The sequence below is a fragment of the Streptomyces sp. NBC_01431 genome, from assembly GCF_036231355.1.
GTDB lineage: Bacteria > Actinomycetota > Actinomycetes > Streptomycetales > Streptomycetaceae > Streptomyces.
The window spans coordinates 8,003,611-8,025,625 of sequence record NZ_CP109496.1 but is presented as its reverse complement, the minus strand read 5'-3'; the positions used below and the strand labels follow the sequence as shown (position 1 = coordinate 8,025,625).

At 69.4% G+C, this 22,015-nt stretch carries 15 protein-coding genes and 6 pseudogenes; 6 read left to right on the top strand and 15 right to left on the bottom strand.

The annotated features are described in order from the left end of the window. Positions 1-57: 57 nt before the first annotated feature. Both OG522_RS36550 and OG522_RS36545 read right to left on the bottom strand, forming a co-directional pair. Positions 58-2,829 carry a molybdopterin-dependent oxidoreductase gene (locus OG522_RS36550; RefSeq protein ID WP_329467311.1) on the bottom strand — a complete coding sequence of 924 codons (2,772 nt, stop codon included), beginning with the start codon at positions 2,827-2,829 and terminating at the stop codon, positions 58-60. Then, complete coding sequence (locus OG522_RS36545) at positions 2,826-3,650, bottom strand: FAD binding domain-containing protein (protein ID WP_329467310.1); 825 nt, start codon at positions 3,648-3,650, stop codon at positions 2,826-2,828. The genes OG522_RS36550 and OG522_RS36545 overlap by 4 nt, the downstream gene beginning before the upstream one ends. Positions 3,651-3,879: 229 nt before the next feature. Between OG522_RS36545 and OG522_RS36540 the strand changes: the two genes are divergently transcribed. Continuing rightward, the gene (locus tag OG522_RS36540) at positions 3,880-5,397 is read left to right on the top strand and encodes a PucR family transcriptional regulator (RefSeq protein WP_329467309.1); all 1,518 of its coding nucleotides are present in this window, start codon (positions 3,880-3,882) and stop codon (positions 5,395-5,397) included. 23 nt (positions 5,398-5,420) lie between these two features. Here OG522_RS36540 and OG522_RS36535 read toward each other — a convergent pair. From OG522_RS36535 to OG522_RS36505, 7 genes and pseudogenes are all read right to left on the bottom strand, one after another. Beyond that, a pseudogene (locus OG522_RS36535) lies at positions 5,421-5,818 on the bottom strand (TOBE domain-containing protein). Between the two features lie 390 nt (positions 5,819-6,208). Then, entirely contained in the window at positions 6,209-7,966 is a 1,758-nt protein-coding gene (locus OG522_RS36530) for an Ig-like domain-containing protein (protein ID WP_329467308.1), read from the bottom strand. 159 nt (positions 7,967-8,125) lie between these two features. Then, a complete protein-coding gene (locus tag OG522_RS36525) occupies positions 8,126-9,202 on the bottom strand; it encodes a hypothetical protein (protein WP_329467307.1) in 1,077 nt (358 codons plus the stop codon). Positions 9,203-9,420: 218 nt separating this feature from the next. Continuing rightward, positions 9,421-9,828 carry a hypothetical protein gene (locus OG522_RS41375; protein ID WP_443074861.1) on the bottom strand — a complete coding sequence of 136 codons (408 nt, stop codon included), beginning with the start codon at positions 9,826-9,828 and terminating at the stop codon, positions 9,421-9,423. Between the two features lie 355 nt (positions 9,829-10,183). After that, on the bottom strand, positions 10,184-10,645 hold the full coding sequence (locus tag OG522_RS41370) for a class I SAM-dependent methyltransferase (RefSeq protein ID WP_443074801.1): 462 nt from the start codon (positions 10,643-10,645) through the stop codon (positions 10,184-10,186). 353 nt (positions 10,646-10,998) lie between these two features. Further along, positions 10,999-11,403: pseudogene (locus OG522_RS36510) on the bottom strand (type 1 glutamine amidotransferase); the annotation flags it as partial. Positions 11,404-11,498: 95 nt separating this feature from the next. Further along, entirely contained in the window at positions 11,499-11,990 is a 492-nt protein-coding gene (locus OG522_RS36505) for a molybdopterin-dependent oxidoreductase (RefSeq protein ID WP_329467306.1), read from the bottom strand. 104 nt (positions 11,991-12,094) lie between these two features. Here OG522_RS36505 and OG522_RS41365 point away from each other — a divergent pair. After that, positions 12,095-12,496 (top strand): annotated as a pseudogene (locus OG522_RS41365) (molybdate ABC transporter permease subunit); the annotation flags it as partial. Then, positions 12,493-13,370: pseudogene (locus OG522_RS36490) on the top strand (ABC transporter ATP-binding protein); the annotation flags it as partial. The pseudogenes OG522_RS41365 and OG522_RS36490, both read left to right, overlap by 4 nt. Before the next feature lie 25 nt (positions 13,371-13,395). On the opposite strand, the pseudogene OG522_RS36485 reads toward OG522_RS36490, so the two are convergent. From OG522_RS36485 to OG522_RS36475, 3 genes and pseudogenes are all read right to left on the bottom strand, one after another. Then, positions 13,396-14,492: pseudogene (locus tag OG522_RS36485) on the bottom strand (integrase core domain-containing protein). A 274-nt stretch (positions 14,493-14,766) separates the two neighbouring features. Next, a complete protein-coding gene (locus OG522_RS36480; protein WP_329467305.1) occupies positions 14,767-15,255 on the bottom strand; it encodes a GNAT family N-acetyltransferase in 489 nt (162 codons plus the stop codon). A gap of 328 nt (positions 15,256-15,583) precedes the next feature. Then, positions 15,584-16,063 (bottom strand): hypothetical protein, encoded by a 480-nt coding sequence (locus OG522_RS36475; RefSeq protein ID WP_443074800.1) that lies wholly within the window; start codon positions 16,061-16,063, stop codon positions 15,584-15,586. 97 nt (positions 16,064-16,160) lie between these two features. On the opposite strand from OG522_RS36475, the gene OG522_RS36470 reads away from it, so the two are divergent. Beyond that, positions 16,161-16,526: a MerR family transcriptional regulator gene (locus OG522_RS36470; protein ID WP_329467303.1), complete on the top strand. Its 366-nt coding sequence runs from the start codon at positions 16,161-16,163 to the stop codon at positions 16,524-16,526. Positions 16,527-16,932: 406 nt separating this feature from the next. Here OG522_RS36470 and OG522_RS36465 read toward each other — a convergent pair whose 3' ends face one another. After that, positions 16,933-18,105, bottom strand: a complete 1,173-nt coding sequence (locus tag OG522_RS36465; protein WP_329467302.1) for a methyltransferase domain-containing protein — start codon at positions 18,103-18,105, stop codon at positions 16,933-16,935. Positions 18,106-18,899: 794 nt separating this feature from the next. Next, complete coding sequence (locus tag OG522_RS36460; protein ID WP_329467301.1) at positions 18,900-19,118, bottom strand: hypothetical protein; 219 nt, start codon at positions 19,116-19,118, stop codon at positions 18,900-18,902. 250 nt (positions 19,119-19,368) lie between these two features. Between OG522_RS36460 and OG522_RS36455 the strand changes: the two genes are divergently transcribed. Further along, positions 19,369-20,478 carry an alpha/beta hydrolase gene (locus tag OG522_RS36455; RefSeq protein ID WP_329467300.1) on the top strand — a complete coding sequence of 370 codons (1,110 nt, stop codon included), beginning with the start codon at positions 19,369-19,371 and terminating at the stop codon, positions 20,476-20,478. A gap of 537 nt (positions 20,479-21,015) precedes the next feature. Here OG522_RS36455 and OG522_RS41360 read toward each other — a convergent pair. Beyond that, positions 21,016-21,232 (bottom strand): annotated as a pseudogene (locus OG522_RS41360) (hypothetical protein); the annotation flags it as partial. 463 nt (positions 21,233-21,695) lie between these two features. On the opposite strand from OG522_RS41360, the gene OG522_RS36450 reads away from it, so the two are divergent. Then, positions 21,696-21,827, top strand: a complete 132-nt coding sequence (locus OG522_RS36450; RefSeq protein ID WP_329467299.1) for a helicase — start codon at positions 21,696-21,698, stop codon at positions 21,825-21,827. Positions 21,828-22,015: the final 188 nt, after the last annotated feature.

Here is a 22,015-nt window from a genome sequence, read left to right as displayed (position 1 = left end):
ATCGGGGCGGGGCGAAGTACCCGATGAAGATCGCGGTCAGGGTGAGGGCTCGCCCTGTCATGCCTTCTGCTGGTTCATCGCCAGCCAGACGCGGTCGCGGGTCATGGGCATTTCGGTGAAGCGGATGCCTGTGGCGTCGTACAAGGCGTTGGCGAAGGCGGGGGCCACCGGGTTGAAGGGGCTCTCACTCATCGACTTGGCTCCGAGCGGGCCGGTCGAGTCGGAGGTCGCCATGAAGTGGACCTCGGTGCGCGGCACGTCGGCGTACTGCGGGAGGCGGTAGCGGCGCAAGGCTGCCGTCGTCACCTCGCCGCGCTCGTCGACCCGTACGGTCTCGAAGAGCGTCGCACCCAGCGCCTGGGCGACTCCCCCTTCGACCTGGCCCCGGCACTGCAAGGGGTTCATGACTTTTCCCGCGTCGGCGGCGTGCACACTGCGCAGGATCCTCATCTCTCCCGTCTCCGGGTCGACCGCGATGCGGAACCAGTGTGCGTTGAAGGCCACGGAGCGCGGGCTGCCGCCCCAGTAGCCGTCCGCGGTGAGCTCGGCCTGCGCTCCCTGCTCGTGTGCTGCCTCGTACAACTCCTTCAGCGTGACCGAGCGGCCCGCGCAGTCGAACGCCTCCGTATCGAGCGTGCACAGGTGGCGGGGTGCTCCGGTGTACCGGGCCGCGAAGGTCTTCAGCCGTCCGGCCAGGGAGTCGGCAGCGAGCATCACCGCCTTGCCTGCCACGACGGTGCTGGCGGAGCCGAAGGCGCCGGTGTCGTGGCGGACGACGTCGGTATCGGACTGGCGGACGGCGATTCGGTCCATGGTGGTGTGGAGGGCGCCCGCGGTGATCTGCTTGTGGACCGTGGTGGTGCCGTTGCCGAACTCGGCGGTGCCGACGGCGAGGTCGTACGTGCCGTCGGCAAGGAGGCTGACGGTGGCGTCCGCGTAGTGTCCGTTCGGCGGGGCGGTGGCGATCATCGCCATGGCGGCGCCCTGACCGGTGAGCCACCCCGCCGGCACCTCTTCGGTGCTGCGGTCCTCCGCGATGGCACTGCGGATGATGCTCAGGCACTGGTCGAGGCCGTACGAGGCGATGTAGAGGTCCTCGTCGTGCCCGATCGGTGTGACCATGTGGTCGCCGGGGCCGATGATGTTCTTCTCCCGGAAGACCAGTGGATCCATGCCCAGGCGTCGCGCGACCTCGTCCATGGCGGACTCGACGGCGAAGGTGACCTGGCCAAGTCCGTAGCCCCGGAACGCTCCGGAGGGAGCGGTGTTGGTATAGACGGCGTAGGCGTCGACCTTCTTGTGCGGGGCGCGGTAGACGGCGAAGGACTCGCCGACGCTGTGGAACATGACGCCGGGGCCGTGGTTCCCGTACGCGCCGGTGTTGGTGACCACCCGCATCTGGACCGCGGTGAGCGTGCCGTCGGCGCGGGCGCCGAGCTTGATCCGGATGGTGAAAGGGTGGCGGGTGGTGGCGCCGTAGAACTGCTCGGCGCGGGTGTATTCGAGCTTGACCGGGCGGCGCAGCTTGAGTGCGGCCAGGACGGCGATGTCCTCGGTCAGCATCTCCTGCTTGCCGCCGAAGCCGCCGCCCACCCGGCCGGCGACGACGCGGACCTCGTCCTCGGCAAGGCCGTAGAGGGCGCACAGCGCACGGCGGGTCAGGAACGGGGTCTGCGTGCTGGAGCGCACGGTCAGCCGCTCCCCGCTGCCGTCCTCCTTCGGCTCGAAGTAGGCGACGCAGCCGTGGGTTTCGAGGCTGGCGTGCTGCACGCGCTGGGTCTGGAAGGTCTCCTCGTACACGACCGCTGCTTCGGCGAATCCGTCGTCCACGCAGCCGATCTCGCCGTGCACCTCACCGGCCACGTTGTTCTCGACGCGGGCGATCCGCTCCTGCGGACCCTTGCCGGCGTGGATGACGGGTGCGCCGGAGCGCATGGCTTCCTCGGGATCGATGACGTAAGGGAGTTGCTCGTACGTCACCTCGATCCGCCGGCAGCCCTCCTCGGCGGCCTGCTCGCTGTCCGCGACGACGGCGGCTACGCGCTGGCCGACAAAGCGGACGACATCGTCCAGCACGCGGGTGTCATCGGGGTCCTCGGTGGGGTGCTCGTGCCGGGCGCTGGAGTACAGCGTGGCGGGAGCGTCCTCATGGGTGAGGACGGCGTGCACGCCGGGGACGCGCAGGGCGGCGGAGGTGTCGATGGCGAGGATGCGGGCGTGCGGGTGCGGGGAGCGCAGCAGCTTCATGTGCAGCAGCGCGGGCACCTCGACGTCGAAGGTGTAGCGGGCGGCGCCCGTCACGACCTGGGGACCGGCCGGGGCGCCGAGGCTCTTGCCAACTGCCTTGCCGGCGCAGGGTCGTTCGGTGTGCTTGACGCCGCGGACGGCGTCCTCGATGGCGCGGTATCCCGTGCAGCGGCAGATGTTGCCCTTGAAGGCCCGCGGCAGGTCGTCGAGCTTGCCGTCGTCGTGGGCGCTGCCCTGCTCCTGTTCGAGGGCGGCCGTGGTCATCAGGAACCCCGCGGTGCAGAATCCGCACTGGAAGCCCTGCGCGTTCAGGAACTTCTGCTGTACGGGGTGGAGCTCACCGTCCTGTGCCGCCAATCCCTCCACGGTGGTGACCGACCGGTCCTGCGCGCGTACGGCCGGATAGAGACAGCTGTGCACCGGCTCGCCGTCGACATGCACGGTGCAGGCCCCGCAGTCCCCGGCGTCGCAGCCCTTCTTCACGCCGAACCAGCCGGCTTCGCGCAGATAGGTGCGCAGACACTGCCCGGCGCGGGGCTCCTTCTCGAAGGGCCGGCCGTTGACCTGCATGCGGAAGCTCATCGCACACCGTCCAGGGCGAGTTCATGGCGGACCTGTTCGGCCAGATGGAAGGCCATGTGCCGCCGCCACTCGGGCAGCCCGTGGATGTCGTCGAACCAGTCACCGTCGCCCACGGCCGAGGCGATCGCCCTGCGCAGTGCGGTCCGGTCCGGCGGCAGGGCGAACCAGAGACGGAACGGTCGGGTGGTGGCGGCCGTGATGGTCACGGCCAGCGATCCGTCCGCCGGATCCAGTGCCCCGATGACGAGGGCGCCGGAGCGCCCGAGGCCGTAGAGCGACACCTGCATGAAGGCCGTACGGCAGCGCAGCGAGCGGGCGGGAATCATGACCGAGCGCAGCAGCTCGCCCTCGGCAAGATCCTTGCGCCCAGCTCCGGTGACGAAGTCGGCCACCTTCACCCGCCGAAGCGAGCCGTCCTGGGCCTGGAGCAGGCACTCGCCGTCGAGGGCCGCGGTGAGGGAGATCATCGGTCCGGCAGGCAGGCCGTTGCAGAGGTTCCCGCCGACGGTCGCCATGTTCCAGATCTTGAACGAGGCGAGGAAGGCCCGGCAGCACTGCTCGATGAGCGGCGCGGCCTCCGCGTCGAGCGTCCGCCCGAACCGGGACAGCTGCGCGATCGTGCAGGTTGCCGCGATCTCCAACGAACCGTCCGTCAGTGTCTGGACGGGCACCCAGCCCATCCGGCTCAGATCGACCAGCCGGCGCAGATGCGGCTGCGGCTCCGAGAAGAGGTACGTGCCGCCGCCGAGCCAGGCGTCGCCCGGTCGCCAGGGCTCGTGACGGCTCGCGTCACCTATGTCGAGCACCGTGTTCAGGTCCATGTCTCCCCCTCCGTCGGCCACTGCTTGCCTCCTCAGTGAAGCTGCGCCGCAGGCCGAAAACGACTGGTCCGCCCCACGGAAAATCCCCCGCCGGACCGGCCACGTCCTGGTGAATCAACCAAGAGGCGTTCTCCCCTATGGCCCTTGCAATTACGATGGCTCGGCCCATGTCTGCCTGGTGGGTGTGAGAAGCCGGATGACCACCGGTGGCCGCGCAAGGAGCCGCAACATGCACGTCGGAGACCTCCTCCAGACCGAGGGACTCAATCTCAGCCACCTCTGGGGTGGCGAGAATCTGCTCGGCCGGGCGATCAGCGGAGTGACCGCGACCGACCTGGAGGACCCCGCACGTTTCGTCCAGCCCGGCGAGGTCGTGCTCAGTGGCCTGGTCTGGTGGAACGAGGCAGACGGCCGCGCCAGGACCGAGCGGTTCGTCTCCGCACTGGCACGGGCCGGAGCCACGGCACTGCTCGCCGGCGAGGAGACCCACGGCAACGTCCCCGTCGACATCGTCGACTCGTGTCGAGCACACGGCATCGCGCTCCTGGCCGTGTCGGCGCACACCACCTTCCGGGCCATCACAGAAGCCGTGTACCGGCGCCAGTGGGGCGACCTCAGCCGCCGCCCCGCCGACCACTTCGCCCTGCCCGAGTACGTACGCAGCGACCTCGGCCGCCTCGTCGAGCAGGACACCGACGCCGACGAACTCCTGGGCCGTGCGCTCGCTCCGTTCGGTGCGCCGCCCTGCTACGTACTCACCAGCACCGGGCGCACGATCGCCCGCACCGCTTCAGCTCCTCAACTGTCGGCGGTGCGGGCGGTGGAGAGCCTGCGCGGCCTCACCGGGGAGACGCTGCGCGTCCAGGCGGAGACCACCCCGTACGACGCCTGGTACCTCCATATGCCCCAGGTGGGCGGAGCGCCTCCCCGAGCCCTGCACGAGATAGCCGAGGTGATCGGCCAGTACCGCCACCATCACCACCGCACGTACGCGGCCCGGCGACGGACCGGGCACGAGCTGATTGCCCTCGTCGACCTGGGCGACGCGGGCCCCGGAGCGCTGGCGAATGCTCTCGAGTCCTGCGGGCCGCTCGCCGAGGGACCTTGGCGGGTCGTGGTCACGACCACCGGCGCACGGCTCGCGGACAGTGGCGCCAAGGAAGCGCTCAGGGAGGCGCTTGGGCACCTCCCCGCCACGGTCTTCGCGGTCGGCACGACGATGGACGCCGAAGCCGTCGCTGTCGTACGCGTGAGAGACGAGGACGCCCTCCGGCTCGACGAGCCCTGGTCCCTACTCAACGGCTGCCGACCGGAGACTCCGCTGTACGCCGGCGTCAGCGGCCCCACCGGGGAGCCCACCGGACTCCACGCCGCCCTCACCCAGGCCCGCTACGCACTCGCGGCTGCGCGCCACAGCTCCCCGACGACCGGCCAGGTGGCCATGATCGAGGAACTCGCCTCCCTGGAATCACTCCTGGCAGGCATCCCCACGGACGTGCGAAGAGCCTTCAGCGGCACGACACTCGGCCCCCTCGCCCACAGCGAGGCGGCCTCGCACCGAACTCTTCTGGAGACCCTGGAAGTCTTCCTCGCCCACAACTGCTCCTGGGCCCGCACCGCCGACGCCCTGCACCTGCACGTCAACACGGTCCACTACCGCATTGAACGCGTGCAGGCACTCACCGGGCGGGACCTCTCCCGCCTCGACCACAAACTCGACCTGCACGCCGCACTCCTGTGCCGGTGAGCCACCGGCGGGCGCGCGTCGGCTCAAGGTGTGTCGATGTGCACGTTGGTGGACTTCACGCGCGCGGTGACCGTGGCACCGACCTCGATGCCGAGTTCCTCGACGGACTCCCGCGTCACGAGCGAGACGATGCGGTGCGGTCCCGACTGGACCTCGACCTGTGCAGCGACCTCGTCGAGCGTCACGCGGGTCACGATCCCCGGGAACGCGTTGCGTACGGATGTGACCGGGGGCCTTGCCGCAACGAATGCATCCCCGCTGCCCGTTTTTTCGCGAACGCGGCCAGGCCTACTCCGTCGATCGCGCGGTTCCCCGGCCCTTCCCGTTCCATGCGCAGCCGTCCGGCGTCAGCCCACCTCCGGACGGTCTCCGAACTCACGCCCAGCAGCCTCGCGGCCTGCCCAATGCTGTACGACGGCACAGACCGAACTCTAGGTCAGGCTCCGGCGCCGACACCCGGCATGGTCTTCCCTCACTGCCGGTGGCGGTGATCTCCCGAACCAAGCCCGGCCAGAATCGGTTGGCTTCGCAACCCCGAGCTGCCTAGAGGCACTGTTGGCCCCGTTCGGGGAGGCTGCTGGCACAGCTTCCGCAAGGCCGGCCTCGCCGGCCATTCCGTCGCCGGACCAACCGAGATCGAACATGCCGCAGGCCGGCAACATACCGACTCGACGCCCAAGCCCGGCTCTGGGTAGGGGGAGATCCGCACCGCCAAGCCGCGTACTACGGCACCGATATGTGTATGTGGTCTGAGGAATTGAGCGCGATGCCCTGCCCGGCGAGACCGGCCGGACAGGGCTGTGGGCTCAACTCACTTGCACTGGCCGCTGTGCGGCCCGTTCACGGTGTTGCCCGACTGCCGCAGGGTGGGTGAGTTGCCCGCGCAGCGCAGCGGCGCCCCGACATGGTTGCCCTCGAACTCCGGGACGAGGTCCTCGGACAGCAGGCCGCTACCACTATTGTCGTTGATCCTCACCGGCGCCGACATCGTGTTGGACGAAACCTCAAGGCCGCCGGTGTTGCCGTCGAGGGTCAGCGGGGCCCTGAAGGTGCTGCCCGCGCAGTCCGTCCCCTCGTCGTCGCCCAGCAGCACGAAGCCGCTGGTGCCCGCGAGGGTTACCTGCCCGTGCAGGGTCGAGTGGCAGATGGTGACGGCGAGGGCGCCGTCCGAGGCCACCGGGCCGTTGATCTCCGCACCCGACACCGCCAGCGCTCCGCCGGGCTGCACGTCCACCGGTCCGTTCTGGATAGCGCCGGGGGCGATGCACAGCGACTGGTCGGCGGGCACGGTCAGCGGGCCGTCGTGGTCCGTGAGGCACGGCTGGGTGAAGCCGGCGGTGAGATCGGTGGGCGCGGCCGTGGCGCTGGCCGTGAAGGTGGGGTCGCCGCCATAGGTGGCGGTGATCCTGTGCGCCCCGGGCTGCAACTTGCTGGTCGCGAAGGTCGCCCTTGCGCCATTGAGCGGCACGGTCGCCAGCGTGGTCGTCCCGTCCGAGAAGGTGACCGACCCGGTCGGGATGCCCGCGCCCGGATTGGCCGAGGCCACAGTGGCCGTCACGCTGACGGCGTGGCCGAACAGCGGGGCGGCTGTGTCCGCGCTGAGCGTGAGCGACGTCCCGTATTGGAACGTGACGATCGCCTTGCCGTTGCCGTGGTTGACGCCCTGGAGGAGCGTGACGCTGGTCGCCGACGGATCTGCGTAGCTGCTGCCGCCACCACCGCCCGCGCCCGGGAAATAGCCCGGGTTGCCTCCGCCGGAGCCGCCGCCACCGCCGTGCCGGCCGCCACCGCCACCGCCACCGCCGGGGCCACCCGCACCGCCGTTGCCGCCGGTGCCGCCGCTGCCGGGGTTGGGCTCGCTGGTGATCGGGTCGAGGTCGATGCCCGGGGTGCCGGGGCCGCCGTTCAGGGTGTTGGGGTTGCCGTGACCTGGCGCGGTTTGGGTAGCGCCGCCACCGGCCAGGCCGGAGCCGAGCGGGCCGTTGCTCTGGCCACCGTCCTGGCCGACCACACCGCCGCCGGCGCCGCCCTGCAGCATGGGGCCGCCGTTGCCCGCGCCACCGCCGCCGCCGGCCACCAGGACGCGGTCCAAGCCGCCGAAGGCGCCGACCCGCACGTCCGAGCCGCCGCCGCCCGAACCGCCGCCGCCGTGCGCGCCGCCACCGCCGCGCCCGTGGCCGGTACCGCCGGGACGGGCGAACTCACCGTGCCGGGAGGAACCGGGGACACCGGCCGCGCCGACGGTGAGCTGGAGGATCTGGCCGGAGGTCACCGGCAGGGTGGCGCGGGTCTCGCCGCCGAGACCTCCGGGCGCACCGGAGATCGCCGGGTGCGGGTCGATGTAGCCCGCCGCGCTGCCGCCCTCGCCGCCGGACAGGTCGACGTTGACCGCGGTCACGCCGTCCGGGACGGTGAAGGTGTCCGTGCCCGCGGAGTTGTAGGCGCACGTGGGCTGCTGGGAGGTGGTGAAGACGCCCCCGGTGCCGCAGGGCTCGGCCACGCTCGCCGCGCCGGCGGCCGCGGTGAGGGGCACGATCATGGCGGCGACGAGGCCGGTGGTGCCGGCCACCGTCATCATCCTGGATCTGAATATGGTCCGACGGGAGGTCGGGCTACTGTCGCTCATGGGTGTTGACACTGTTTCTCCGGCCCTGTGGGCAGCTGAGATGGGGAACGGGTGCTCCGCGGGCGGGCCGGGCCCACCCGCGGAGCGGGATCAACCGGTGGATCAGACACCGTCGTTGGCGCAGAGCGCCCAAACGTCCGCGTAGGTGTTGGTGGAGCCGGCGCCGCCCGCGTGGGCGTCCGCGGACCAGTACGAGGCGGTGGTGGTTCCGTCGCCGACGGGGTTGCCGCTGGAGCCGCTGGGGAAGCTGCCGTTGAGGTGGTCGCCGCCCGAGCCGGGACCGGTGTAGTCGGTTGTCGTCACGTTGCCGCCGCTGGCGCCCGCGCCGCCGCTGACCAGGTTGCCGTCGGCGCCGCAGCCGACCGTCACGACGGTGTTCGCGCCCGCCGAGGAGGAGGTGGTCACCTCGCTGTAGTGGACCTTCACCGTCACGCCGCTTACGTTGATGCCGCTGCCGCTGCAGATCGCGTACGCGTAGGTTTCATTCGTGGTGCCGCCACCGCCGCCGTTCCAGCCGACCGCCGTCCAGGAGTCGGGATTGGTCTCACCGTCGGCCGCGGCCTTCAGGCCGTAGTCGTGCCCCGAGTTGTTGAACGTGGGGAAGCTCGAGATCGGCTTGAGGCTGCCCACACTGGCCGGGGTGGTCCGGGCGCCGCCGCCCAGCAGCACGGTGTTGGCCGGACAGGTCGCCGTCACCGCGACCGGCGTCGCGGCGGCGGTCGGCCCGGCAGCCTTGTTCATGACGATCTGGGTGTGGTTGACCACGTTGCTGGTGAAGCACACCGCGTAGGGGGTCGTGGAGAACGAGCTGTTCACCGCGCCGCCACTACCGCCGATGCCGAGCCAGTGCGTGTTGTCGGTGCCGACGACACCAGTGGTGCCGGTGTACTCGGTGGAGCCGTCCGAGCTGGGCTCGGTGCCCATCACGTGGTTGCCGTTGGACGACGTACCGGTACCGATGGCCTGCTCGAGCCCGCCGCCGGAGACGAGACCGCTGCTGCAGTCGGCGTGGGTCGAGATCTCGGAGAAGGTGGTGGTGGGTCCGGCGGTCGCGCCGGGGGTCTTCACGGTCACGCTCACGGTGTTGGCGTACGCGACACCGGGCACAGCCAGGGCCAGCAGGGCGCCTATCACCATCCCCTTGCCGGCCACCAGGCGCGGCAGGAATGTGGTCTTCATCGGACTCTTCCTCTCTGATCGCAGCGCTGCGTACGGGGAGAGCAGCGCGGAGAAATGCCTTGCACGAGAAGAACCGACCGCTTTGGGGGTAGCGGCCGCCACGGGTCCGGGGGCGGCTGGGAAGCCTTGGACGGAGGGAGACGGAACCCGTACGAGTCGGCATTCAACTCGGCTCGCAGACGCGGACAGTAACAGCCCGTCAGAACCGCAGCTACAGGCTAATCACACAGAGTTGGTTGGTAGATGCTACATAGGATGGCCATTCGACCTCGAACTTGCGGGCCCCTGCCACGCAGCGTCGCGACGAGGTCGGCCACCCGCTGCCAGAATGCCGATCCGGAGCGCACCCGCGCCGCGACCGCTGCCCCGGTCGAGATCGCTACCGCCTCCCCCAGACCCGGCGTCCCGCCCGTCCAGGGAGTGCCCGCGCATATCGCGCCCCGCAGGCCCCACGGACCAGGACCGGGGCCGCCCGCGTAGCCGTCCATGGCCGCCGTGTTGAAGCCGGGCAGAAGCTGGTGGGCCCGCAGCGCGTCGGCCGGCGTCAGTCCTGCCGCCCGCGCGAGTGGGACGTGCCGGCGGGGCAAGCGGGACGTGCCGACCGGGCAGGAGCGCGGGGACCGCATGAGCCAGTTCGCGTGCACGCGCCCACGGCACCTCTCGGTACGAGGTGGTCACCGGGTCCGGGGCTGCGACGAGGACCGTCATGCCCCCGCCCTGCCCGCGCCGCTTTACCCCTGCTCGCCTGCGCGGTTCGGGTGTGCTCCGGTCCGCTCACCCGCCTCCGGGACGGGTGTTGGGGTAACCGCGGTGCACGATCAGCAGTACCGCCCTGCACGACTCCAGCTGGTGCGACACCGGACAGGGAAACGCGGGTAGGCGCGGAGGACACGACTACACCCGGTGCCGACCAGGCCATGGGCGGTGTCCCTGCATGCCTGGGGGCATGCGCCTGTCCTCTCAGAACCGCTGGATGATGGCTCATCCGCCGACACGAACCGCGCGCGCCAAGAAGTGACGGGGTGCGTCCTCGTAGCAGTCCAGGTCCCAGCCCGCCGCCCCCAGAGCAGGCCGCAGGTTCTCCTCAGCCAGCGGGTCGTACGAGTCGAAGGGGCGGCCGTGGCGTGCGGCGCGTTCTGCGCGGCCGGAGGGGTGGAAGAGCAGTAGGACGCCGTCGGGGGCCGTCACTCTGGCCCACTCGCGCAGTGCCGTTGCGGGGGCGGGGACATGGTTGACCAGTCCTGCGCTGAAGACGCCGTCCACCGCGCCGGCCGGCAACGGCAGCCGGCAGGCGTCGGCCAGCAGCAGCCCTGCCACGCCGGTTCGACCTTCCCTCGCTGTGGCCACCAGCATGGCCGCGGTGAGGTCCACACCGAACCCGACGCCCTCGTCACCGACCTCGGCGCGCAGCGCCGGTAGGGCGCGGCCGCTGCCGCAGCCCACGTCCAGGGCTCGCTGCCGGGACGCAATCCCATGCGGGAGACGGCCGCCGCGTACCTGGCGCCGTCGGCTGCGTAGCGCTCCTCCCAGGTGGCCGCACGGGGCGTGAAGAAGGTACGGGTCAACATCATCGCGGCCCGGTCGGCGACGAGGCCGGCAAAGCGGGCGAACACGTCGTCACGGTGACGGGCCAACGCGGTCAGCTCTGTACGAAACGCGGTCAGTTCCGGAGGAGCGGACTCGCCGACGTCTGTGGCGATGGCCGCTTCGTCCGGGCACGCAGCGACAAACGCGTCGACGGCCGTCTCGTCCACATCCAGGTGGAACTGCAGGCCCCAGGCCGAGCCGCCGATCCGGAACGCCTGGACCGGATAGCGGTCGCAGGATGCCAGCAAGGTGGCGCCGGACGGCAGGTCCGTGGCGTCGGCGTGCCAGTGGAGCACGCGGAGTCGTTCGGGCACGCCGGCGAAGAGCGGGTCGGTGTTTGCGGCCGGGTTCATGCCCACCGCTCCCCAGCCGATCTGCGCTCCGATCCCGCGACGGGCCGCTGCACCCGCGGCTACCGCCAGCAGTTGCGCGCCCAGGCAGACCCCGAGCACCGGCACATCGGCCTCCAGCGCCGCCCGCAGCAGCGCCAGTTCCCGCATGCGGCCCGGAAAGTCCGCGTACGCCGTCATCGGGCCGCCCATGACCACTAGGGCGACCACGTCGGCGAGCGTGTCCGGAATATGGTCCCCTGCCCACGTCCGGCATACCCGCACCTTCTGCCCGGCGCTCTCCAGCGCCCTAGCGATGACGTACCGGCTCTCCTGCGGTGCGTGCTCCAGGACCAGGACGTGGGCGGCCTGGACCGAACTCACCAGGCGCCGGTCATCGCGGGGTAGCCGCCGTCCACTCGTATCGCGTCGATGCCACTGATGTGCCGTGCCCCGCAGCGGTCCTGGGGCAGCACCAGCTGAGGGCCGACCCTGTCGAGCGGGGTGTCGTCGAGGGTGACCGAGAGCAGGACGGGGGCGCGGCCGAAGTCCGGGTCGATCTCCGCCCAGGACAGCAGCGCGTGGTGGCCGTCCGCACCGCGTACGGCGATCAGGAAGCGCAGCCGGTCCTTGCGGCGGACGGGATCGAAGGCAGGACCGGCGTCCTGGAGAACGTCGTGCAGGAGCGGGCCGGTGAAGCGGTGGCGCTGGATGCCGCTGGTGGCGCACTCGAAGGCGACCTGTGCCTCGTACTGGGGCCAGATGAGAAGGTCGGGAACCGTCAGCCTGGCCGGATGGGCCAGGTCGCCGGTGATGACGAGTTCCGCCACCTGACCGCCGGCCATACCGGCAACTACGAGGGACTGACTCACGGACTACCACCTCCGGGGGGACCGTACCCGAACACTCATCACGTACAAACGCACATGCCATGCCAATAGATGAATGCTTCGGCTCATGCAAAGCCATAGGAGGTTTTTCCCTCGCATCTGCGGCAGTATCGTCGGCGTATGCGTACCTGCCGGATGGGGGAAGCGGCCGCCTTACTGGGCGTCAGCGTCGACACCGCGAGGCGCCTGGTCGACGGCGGGAAACCGACCGCCGAACGCGACGAGCTGGGCCGCGGGTCACCCTGCCGCTCACCGCCCCCCGCATCGCGGCCGGCGCCGTGCCCGCCTGGACCCGCGCGCTCGGCGAGTTCGGCGCGGCGATCACTTTCGCCGGCAACTTCCCCGGCCGCACCCAGACCATGCCGCTGGTCGTCTACCTCGCCCTGCAGAACGATCCGGAGGCGGCGATCGCTCTCAGCCTGGTGCTGCTGGCCGTGTCGGTCGAGGTCCTGGCGCGACTGCGGGACCGCTGGATGACCGCCTCATGACCGACACCCAGAAGCCCGCGCGGTCGCCGTCGACGCTCCCGGTCCGGCCGGCGAGGGGCCTGACACCCGGCTGGTGGTCGAGCACGGCGCCTTCCGTCTCGACGTGGCGCTTACGGCGACGCCCGGCGACGTGGTCGCGCTCCTCGGCCCGAACGGCGCCGGCAAGACCACCGCCCTGCGCGCCCTCGCCGGACTCCTCCCGCTCGCTGACGACCAACTCCACCTGTACGGTGCCAAGTTGGACCGTACGCCACCGGGAGTCCCGCCCGGTCGGCGTCATCTTCCAGGACTATCTGCTCCTTCCCCACCTGTCCGCGCTGGACAGCGTGGCCTTCGGACCCCGCTGCCGCGGCATGAGCAAGGCGGAGGCCCGCACCCAGGCCGCAGCCTGGCTGGACCGCACGGGCCTCGCCGAACACGCCTCCGCCAAACCCCGCCGTCTCTCGGGCGGCCAGGCCCAGCGCGTCGCCCTCCCCCGCGCGCTGGCCACCCGGCCCCGGCTACTGCTCCTCGACGAGCCACACGACGCCCGCACCCGCCTGGGCAGCCGGGCCAAGCTCCGCCACCATCTGGCCGCCTTCGAAGCGGTCGCCGTGCTCGTCACCCACGACCTGCTGGACGCCATGGTTCTGGCCGACCACCTCGTCGCCATGAGGACGGCCGCATCGTCCAGGAAGGCGCCCCTCCGACATCGCCCGCCACCCGCGCACCGACGACATCGCCCACTTGGCGGCCTCAGCCTTACCGGGAAGAGACCCGGGGGCACACCGTCCACGTCGACGGCGGGCCCGCGATCACGACCACCGAGGACCGCACCAGCCCGGTCTTCGTCGCCTTCCCACCCAGCGCGGTCACCCTGCACCGGGACCTGCCCTTGCCGAGAATCTCATCCGCGCACGTCAGGCGGCATGTTCGTACTCATGGAGGATGCCGCCGAGGCGCTCGCGTCTTCGTATGTCGAGGTGGGTGATCTGTCCCGGATCGGTGATCGGCGCGGGGAACGGGTGTAGTGGGCGGGTGTTGGCGATGCCCTGATGCGGTCGGTGGGAGTTGTAGAACTGTCCGAACTCGCGCAGGGCGTGGAGGAGGTGGCGCTGGTTCCAGATGAGGGTGCGGTCCAGGAGCTCGCGGCGACAGGTCTGTACCCGCCGTTCCATGATGGAGTTCATTCGCGGTATCCGGACGCCGCTGAGTACGACCTCGATGCCGGCGTCGTTGAGGATGGCGTCAAAGAGGCTGGGGAATTTCCCGTCGCGGTCACGGATCAGGAACCGTGCCCGGCAGCCGGCGTCTTCGAGGTCCATGACGAGATTCTTCGCGGTCTGCGCCACCCACGTCGCGGTCGGATGGGTGGCGGTGCCGAGGATCCGGATCCGTCCATTGGCGTGTTCGATCACCGCGAACACGTATGTCCGCGTCCCGGACAGGGTGACTGCCTCGAAGAAGTCGCAGGCCAGCAGCGCGTCGGCCTGGGAGCGCAGGAAGTCCGCCCACGTGCTGGAGCCGCGCTCGGGTGCAGGGTCGATCCCGGCCTCTTTCAAGATCTCCCAAACTGTGGACGCGGCGACCTTCACGCCCAGGACGAGCAGCTCGCCGTGGATCCTGCGATATCCCCAGCTGGGGTTCTCCCTTGCCAAGCGCTCCACCAAGGCCCTGACGGAGTTGATCGTGCGGGGTCGTCCCGGGCTCTTCGGACGGGAGGGCGGCAGCATGGCGGCGTGCGACGAGGCCGCGCTGCCAGCGCAGTACCGTGTCCGGTCGCACCAGCAGCCACAGCCTGCGCAGCACGTCCGAGGGCAGACGGTGCAGCAGCACGGCCAGGAACGCCCTGTCGCTCGCAGCGAACCGCGGCCTGTTGTTGCCGAGTTGGCGTTCCAGCACGGTGATCCGGTGGCGCAGGGCCAGGATCTCCGCGTCTTTGTCCCGGTTGCTCATCGGCAGCAGGCAGCACCGCGAACGCGTTCGCCACACCCAGGTAAGCCAGTCGCAGCAGCACGGTTGATCATCATCCGCAGTGCCCTCCAACCGCGCGAGAGCGCTGACTCGAGCAACCACGGTCGACCATCCGCGACACCCGGTACACCCACTCCCACCAGGGCGGATGAAATTTTCGGCAATGGCAGGGCTCGGAGTCGGGACAGCATCCGGCCCGCAGGCTCTGCACTACTGGCGGGAGGGGGTTATTCCGACCGTGCGCTATTCCCCGTCTTCCGTGCCGTTGCTTCGCTGCTGCAACTTCCGATGTCCGCTCGGTTTGCTGGCGACCCTGGCTATGCGAGGTCCTTGCGCATCAACGTGCACATGGTTTGGTACCGCTTGATCGAACCCTCTTCAGTCTCCACGTCCCAGGAGTCCAGCTCGCGGCCGTAGGGCCGGTAGCCCAATCGCTCGTAGAGAGCTCGGGCTCTGGGGTTGCTCTCCTCCACGCCCAGTTCGGCCACCGCCAGACCACGGGCTGTGATTCGGGCCTCTGCGGAGCTGATCAGCAAGGTGCCTATGCCGCACGACTGAAGCGCTGGATGGACACCGAGCTGCCAGAGCGTGCCGGCACCACTCTTGAGCATGTAGTCGACGCCGCCGATCGCCACCGGCACGTCTGCGGGTCCGCAAACAGCCAGGTAGTCGACCTCGCCGACCTCGGCCCGCCGCAACTGCTCGGCAATCTGCCTCACGTGCATGGCGGAGCCCGACCAGTCGCACGAGGGCAGGTCCTCGTGGGTGAGATCGCGCACGGACAGGGAGACCCTGATGTCGGTCACGGAGACCACCTCCAGCCTGAGAGGCTCCAGGACACGCCGGACAGACGCAACATCATTTGGGCAACCGCCTCAATGGCGAGTCATCTGCCGCCCGGGCTGCGAGGTACTCGGCCCAGTCGCGTCTGGCGTAGGCGACCCAGCGGAGTGCGGTGTGACGGTGCATCCCGGTCACTTCCGCGAGGATCGGGCTGGGGCGATCAGCAGCGAGAGCGGCCAACGCGCCGTTGCGGGCGGTGCGAACTGGGATGCCGTGGGGCCTTCTTCGCCACCACGGTGGAGACAGGCGGACCCGAGCAGAGCCCGCTCACCGGACCGCCCCGGCTGGCCGTCAGCGACCTGCGGCGCCCAGGAGGTGGTCATCGGCAGTGCCGGGGCGGCCGCCCCCCGGCCAGGGGGTGCGGTGCAGCAGCCACGGCCCGAGCTCGACGACGGCGAGCGCCGCCTCGACCACGAAGAACAGCCACAGCCACCGCGGGGCGCCATGGGCCAGGGCGTATGCCATCCATGTCGCGAACAACGTGCGCGCAACGCCGTCGAACAGTCCGTGCACCGCCAGCGGCCTGACCACTCGCAGGGTGGCCCAGATGACCACGACCGAACCCATCAGGTTCGCGTACAGGGTCTGCATCAGGTCGAGTTCGGGCGTGACGCCCAGCCCAAGGGAGTCACCCGCCCAGGACAGCACGTCATGTACCAGGGCGAGCGTCCACGGCGTGGCGAATCCCGCCGTGACGACGAGGTCGTACCAGGCGTTCGCACGCACGACACGAAGATAGGCGGGGCGTGCGGGGGCGAAACGACGGATCACGGTGAGGCTCCTGTCTGTCCCGTAAACAGCGACACCTCACGCTAAACAGTGGAGTACGGTCCAAGGTCAAGCCCAAGATCTCGACGAGGGGGAAGCCGTGCGCATCGGAGAGCTGGCCGCTCAGGCGGGGACGAGTAAAGACACCATCCGGTTCTACGAGAAGATCGGCCTGGTCTCCGGTCAGCGACTGGCCAACGGATACCGCGACTTCCCAGCCGAGACCGTGGCATGGCTGCACTACGTCCGTACGGCACAGACGCTCGGGTTCTCGCTGGCGGAGATCGCGCGCACCGGCGACGCACTCCGCGAAGCGCCCGATACCGCCGAAGCGTTGTCCGCCCTGTTCGAGGAAAAGATCCACGTCGTCGACGCGCGCATGGCCGAACTCACGGCCCTGAGGGCCGAACTCGCCGAGCGCGTCGGAACAGGATGTCCACTGCGGCCGGCCCGCCAACCCGGCTGAACGTCCCGAACGCTTCAGACACAGGCAGCGACCTACTGCCAGGGCCGCCACCAGCCTCAACGCCCACGTTCAGAGGAGCCACACCCAACGGAAAAGGCCCGAGCAAGGCGCAACAGGCGTTCCACTGGATCCATGACGCCCGATCACGAAACTGAGGCATCACCCCAGCTGCGACAAACGCCCAGGACAGCGATCCCACACCGACCTCTCCCGTCCATGACAGTGACCCCACGTCCCGAAACAGCCCCCGCCCAGCATCAACACACCACAACCTACTGTCTCTCACACCCCTGCCCCGAAACCGAGAGATCGCAGGCAATCCTCACCGGGCTGTCACCAGCCGCGGCATCAGCATGACACCGGCTCACCCATCAAGGCCGGCGAGCGGCCCGCAGCGCCTCGCATCTCAGTACCTTGTGAGGAGGGCTTCCGGGGCGTCGATCCACACCTGATGAACGCCGTCCTCAAGGACGGTCAGTCCGTGGCGGTCGACTGGCGGCCGCCCGAGCCGCTCCCAACGCGCGTACGCAGCCGTGGTCTCGTCCCACAGCTGACGCGGTCCCTCCTGGACAACCGCGAACTCCTCGGACTGATGGCCGTCGTAGTCGACCGTCGCAACCGAGACGCCGTCGGCTCCGTGCAGCCACAAGCGGATCGCGGCATGCTCGCCGGTGCTGTCCCAGGCGAACGACACCCGGGGCACGGTGAGGCCGAGGTGGAACTCGGCGTCCAGGTCCCCGCCAGCCACCGCCCACGGCGACAGACTGGACGTTGACCGCACACCTGATGGCGAACTGCCCTTCTCTGATGGCACGTTGGAGGCGGGCACGGATGTCGAGGTACGCACGGGCATGTAGGAGCCGAACGGATGGAAGCGGCCCTCTGCTCCATGGCCTGCAGTGGTGGCGAGGGCGAGAGTGCCGTACACGCACCAGTCGGAGAACCACGGTGTCACGATCTGCCCACCAGGCCGACAGCGCTCCCTCCACAGGTCGGGCACATGATCGGTGGAGAACGTAGCCACCATCAGGTCGAACAGGGCTCGGCCAGGCAGACGGACGCTCGCATCACCAGTGACCACAGCCGGCACGTGCCCGGCGGTCTTCAGGTTCACCTCGGCCTCGTCGGCCAGTACCGGGTCCAGCTCGACCGTGGTGACATGGTCCTGCCCGTACAAGGCGCACAGTAACGCGGCATTGAAGCCCGTGCCGGTACCCAGCTCGAGCACCGCTCCCGGTTTCGTCCTGGCCGTGCGCGGGGCATCGGCGAGCAGCAGGGTGCGCAGCACCATCGACGGCATGGATGCGGACGATGACGGGGCATGGTCGGTGAACTGGGTGACGAGCGGTGTGTCGGTGTACGCGGCCGTCCACCAGTCGTCCGGATCAGTGTTCCTGTCGCAGGGCCGGTAGCCGCCCGTTCCGTCACGCAGCCACAGACGGTCCGGGAGGAACAGATGCCGCGGCACCGCCCGCAGCGCGGCTGCGTACCGGGCCGGCACGGGCCGTCCCAACTGATCGGCGATGTCGGCGAGCAGCCGGTCGGTGAGGGCAGGCACGTCGGCCTGAACGACGGACACCGCGGTCTACTTCTTGTCCGGCGCGGGCGCCGGAGGCGGTGGCGGCGGTACAGGCCGGTTCGGCTGATGCCCGTCGTCCCCGATCGGAGAACGATGCTTGCCCTCAACGACACCCATCAACGCCTCCCAGAAATCTACGAGCCACGGTAGACGCACAGCCCTCGTGATCGGCACACCCGCGAACTCCAATGCCGAAGCTGGCCTGGCGGTGCGCCGTCCTGGCGTGCGGCCTTCCAGCGCTCGGTCAGCTCGTCATCATTGCCGTGAAGCGAAGAAGGTTGCAGCCGTGCTCCACAAGCACCGAGCTTCTCCTCTGCCTGTGCCAAGGTCGAAGGCACCATCGTGGCGAGTGGTTCACCCAGCCACGCAAGTTCGTAACTCTCGCATTCCTGTCCGTCCGTGCGTGATCCGCCGCTTGTTACCTCCACTCCGGCGGACAGAGTGATCCTGTGCTCGAACCCCGGCGCGATCCGGTGTGCCAGGCGGTTTCGGACCTTGCCCAGTCGCTCGTAGAAGGAGTCGGACCTCAGGTCCGATCGCCCTCGCGAGCACGTCGCTTGGCCATGCCGCCTGAAATGCCTCGGTCGTCGACTTCCCCGTGAGGCGCTGGTACCTCTCTGGATCATCAGCGAAGGTGAAGCGCTGCCGGTCAAGGCGGGAAGCAGCGAAGTAGCGCCCGTAGAAGGAGCTTTCGAAGGTGGAGTGGAGGGAGACGAAGAACTCGAAGAGGCGGGTCTGGGTGGTGAAATGCCAGTCCCTCAGGCGCTCCTCCCTCGAAAGGTTCACCAGGTCGGTCAGTTCCAGGGCCGTCCCGCGCGCCCGGCGGTGGCGGTACACACCACCGCATGGAGCGCAGTGGCGATCTGGGTCTTGACCTCGGTAGTGTCTGCACCCGCCTGAAGATCAGCGGAGTAGATCCCCGGTGTGCGCACGACAGCGTCGTGGTACGCCCCCTCGAATGCCTCGTGGGGAAACCCGTCCGCGGCTTCGACACCCATCCACGCGCTAGTCATGGGGCAATGGTGGGAGGACGTCTCACCACCCGCAAGGGGTTATGCGCAGCCCGAGTCGACCAGGGACGCAGCTTGTCATTCCGTTGAGGTCGTAACTGGGACCGGGCGGCCCCGCGGCCCGGGCTCTTAGAGAACTCTTATCGGGCTCTGAAATATCTGTTCCCGTTGCCCTTCAGGGCTGGTCACCGCCAGGAACAGGCCGGACGGACCGCCCTGCCCCCAGTCACGAGCACCACGTGGAGCACAGACGATGACACCCCCCGACACCGTGGCCAGGCCCGCTCAGGGCCGCCGGCTCGGCCACCGTACCAAGCGCTGGGTCCTCATAGCCGCCGTCGTGGCGGTACTCGGCCTTGCCTCGTGGCCCGTGCTCAACTACTTCGAGGTCTTCTCCGACAAGGGCGACGCGATCAGCTTCGGCCAGGACGACAAGCAGGGCGGCGAACGGAGCGGTACAAGCAGTTCCAAGGCGTCCATGCCGACGGGCCCGAAGGCCGATTTCACCGTCTCCGGCACCGTCCCGGAGGACGGCAGCAAGATCGCCGTCACGACGTACGAGGGCAAGAAGTCCGGGTTCAAGGGCAAGGTGTGGGTCTGGGTGCCGCCGCAGTACAAGGACCCGCAGTACGCGAGGAGCGGTTTCCCCGTGCTGATCGCGCTGCCCGGCGGCTCCGGGTACCCGAACAACTACTGGATGGGGCCCGACCTCAAGCTGGAGGCGAGCATCTCCAAGTGGTCCAAGGCGGGCAAGAGCCTGCCGTTCATCGTGGTCATGCCGGTGCTCAACCCCGAGGACCACGACCGGGACCCCAAGGACCCCAGGCTAGGCCAGTACTGGGACGGCAGTGACATCCCCGGCCAGCCGAAGATGGGCACCTGGCTGACCGAGGACGTGCCCGACCTGGTCAAGGAGAACTTCCGCACGGTCAGCTCCCGCGACGGCTGGGCCTTCATGGGCGCCTCCACCGGCGGCTTCGCGGGCCTCAAGTCCGTGCTGCAGAAGCCCGACCGCTTCAAAGCCGTCATCGCGGCGGGCCCGGACATAGTCCCGGACTCCCGCCTGTGGAAGGGGCACGACCAGGAGAAGGCCGAGAACAACCCCAAGGTGCTCGCCCCGAAGCTGATCAAGTCCGGGCACCCTGACGTCTACCTTGCCTTCGAGGTCGGCACCAAGGAGACCGCGGCCATGCCACCCATCGAGGACTTCGTGAAGTCCTACACGAAGGGCCCCATACACACCAAGCTGAACGTCATCCAGGGCGGCAAGCACAACGCCGCGACCTACGTGCCCAACATGGAGTCCGCCGGACTGATCCAGTGGATCAGCGAGCACATGCAGGGCCCCACGCCCGTCTCCTGAGCCGGCCGCCACACGTCCGTTTCCTGAGCTGCACATGCCGGTGAGCGACGACGACCCGGTACACAGGAGTCGGTGTGCACCTGGCTCGAAGGGGGGTGCCCCTATGGGGTCGTCAAGCTGATGGGGCGGGTTGGGGGTCGTAGAAGGTACCGTCCCGGAGCATCGCGAAGAGCACGTGTCGGCTGACCCAGCCGCAGGCCTCGTGCACACATCCCGGTTCTGCGCCGTCACCCGTTACGCGTGAAACCCCCTGCCGGCAACGTTGCGTGGCCGCCGGGAGTCCGGTGGGCCCGACGCGGACCACGACATCACCAAAGTCCCGTACGGCCTGTCGTAGCGAACCCCCCGTGCCCCGGCGGACCAGGACCCGGCGCTGCCTGGCCCGCCGCGCTGACGCATGCACTGGCAGTTTCCCGTCCGGCAGCTCCACCGCCCGCCGCACACAGTCCACGACCGTCTCCGGGATCTCCGCAAGCTTTGGGAAGCGCCCCCATACGCCGGTACGGCTTCAGCATGAGCAGCAGCGCGAGATGATGCTCATCGGACGCCCCCGGGCGTCACTCCTCGTCGGTGGCCTGCGGGTTCACGCAGCGGGCGCAAGCCCCCGGGCAGGTCGGGGAGCTGGACGGAGTACCGCCCATGTTGATGTGGTGGCGAACGAACGGGCGGCGGGCCACGTCCCCATCGCGGACGTCGAACCCACCCTCGCGCAGCTGGGTATCGCGGCGTTCACGTATCGCGTGTTGAAGAGCACCGGACTCCACCGGTGCCCGGTTTACCGTGTTGGACAACGGAAGGTTATTTGCAGAATCTCGGATTCCCTGCGTTTCCACTCCGCTCGCTGCGAGACGATGAGTCACGTTCGGCGACGGTGCGCACGACGGAGGATTTCGCGACCAGGCTTGTTCTCGCCACGGACCCCATTCACGACTGCGGGCGTCGGAGGTTCTTTCCGCCACCACCGAGCAGCGGGCCCGCCTCGGACACAGCCGTCCCAGGCCGCCCTCGGGCGGCCGGATCACCGACTCCAACTCGGCCCTACGGCTCTCCCGACCGAAGACCAGCGACACGATGTCGACAAAGACCGAGCCCCGGGGCCAAGCGCCGGACGGGGAGCGGGGGTTGATGTGCACGGTGTCGTCACGCACGAGCGTCAACGCAGCGCCTCCAGGTCATGGCCACGGTGAACGTCGCGAACCCCCGAGTACATACTTACCTTGCGCGTCGCTCACCACCAGGACCACGACGTGCGCCTCGGAGTATGGATCTCCAACCAGAAGATGCGCCGCGACCGGCTGACCGAACAGCAACTCGCGCAGCGCGCCAGGCTCGGACTCGACCGGGTGTAGACCGTTGGGGTTGCGGATGTCCGGGGCGAGTGGCTGGCACCTACGCCAGTGACGGAACTCGCAGTTCCGGATACTTTGTCCAGACGTGCCGTTGCCGGCCTGATCACCCCGGCAACGGGCAGGGCAGTCGACCACCGTGGCTCGCGTGGCGCCTCCCTGATGCTACGAGGCGGCCGTGCCCGCCTACC

Excerpts from the sequence above, each read along its gene's own strand:
- OG522_RS36550 (WP_329467311.1), bottom strand. The coding sequence starts at position 2,829 with ATGAGCTTCCGCATGCAGGTCAACGGCCGGCCCTTCGAGAAGGAGCCC.
- OG522_RS36540 (WP_329467309.1), top strand. The coding sequence starts at position 3,880 with ATGCACGTCGGAGACCTCCTCCAGACCGAGGGACTCAATCTCAGCCAC.
- OG522_RS36545 (WP_329467310.1), bottom strand. The coding sequence starts at position 3,650 with ATGGACCTGAACACGGTGCTCGACATAGGTGACGCGAGCCGTCACGAG.
- OG522_RS36525 (WP_329467307.1), bottom strand. The coding sequence starts at position 9,202 with ATGAAGACCACATTCCTGCCGCGCCTGGTGGCCGGCAAGGGGATGGTG.
- OG522_RS36455 (WP_329467300.1), top strand. The coding sequence starts at position 19,369 with ATGACACCCCCCGACACCGTGGCCAGGCCCGCTCAGGGCCGCCGGCTC.
- OG522_RS41375 (WP_443074861.1), bottom strand. The coding sequence starts at position 9,828 with ATGCGGTCCCCGCGCTCCTGCCCGGTCGGCACGTCCCGCTTGCCCCGC.
- OG522_RS36460 (WP_329467301.1), bottom strand. The coding sequence starts at position 19,118 with ATGACTAGCGCGTGGATGGGTGTCGAAGCCGCGGACGGGTTTCCCCAC.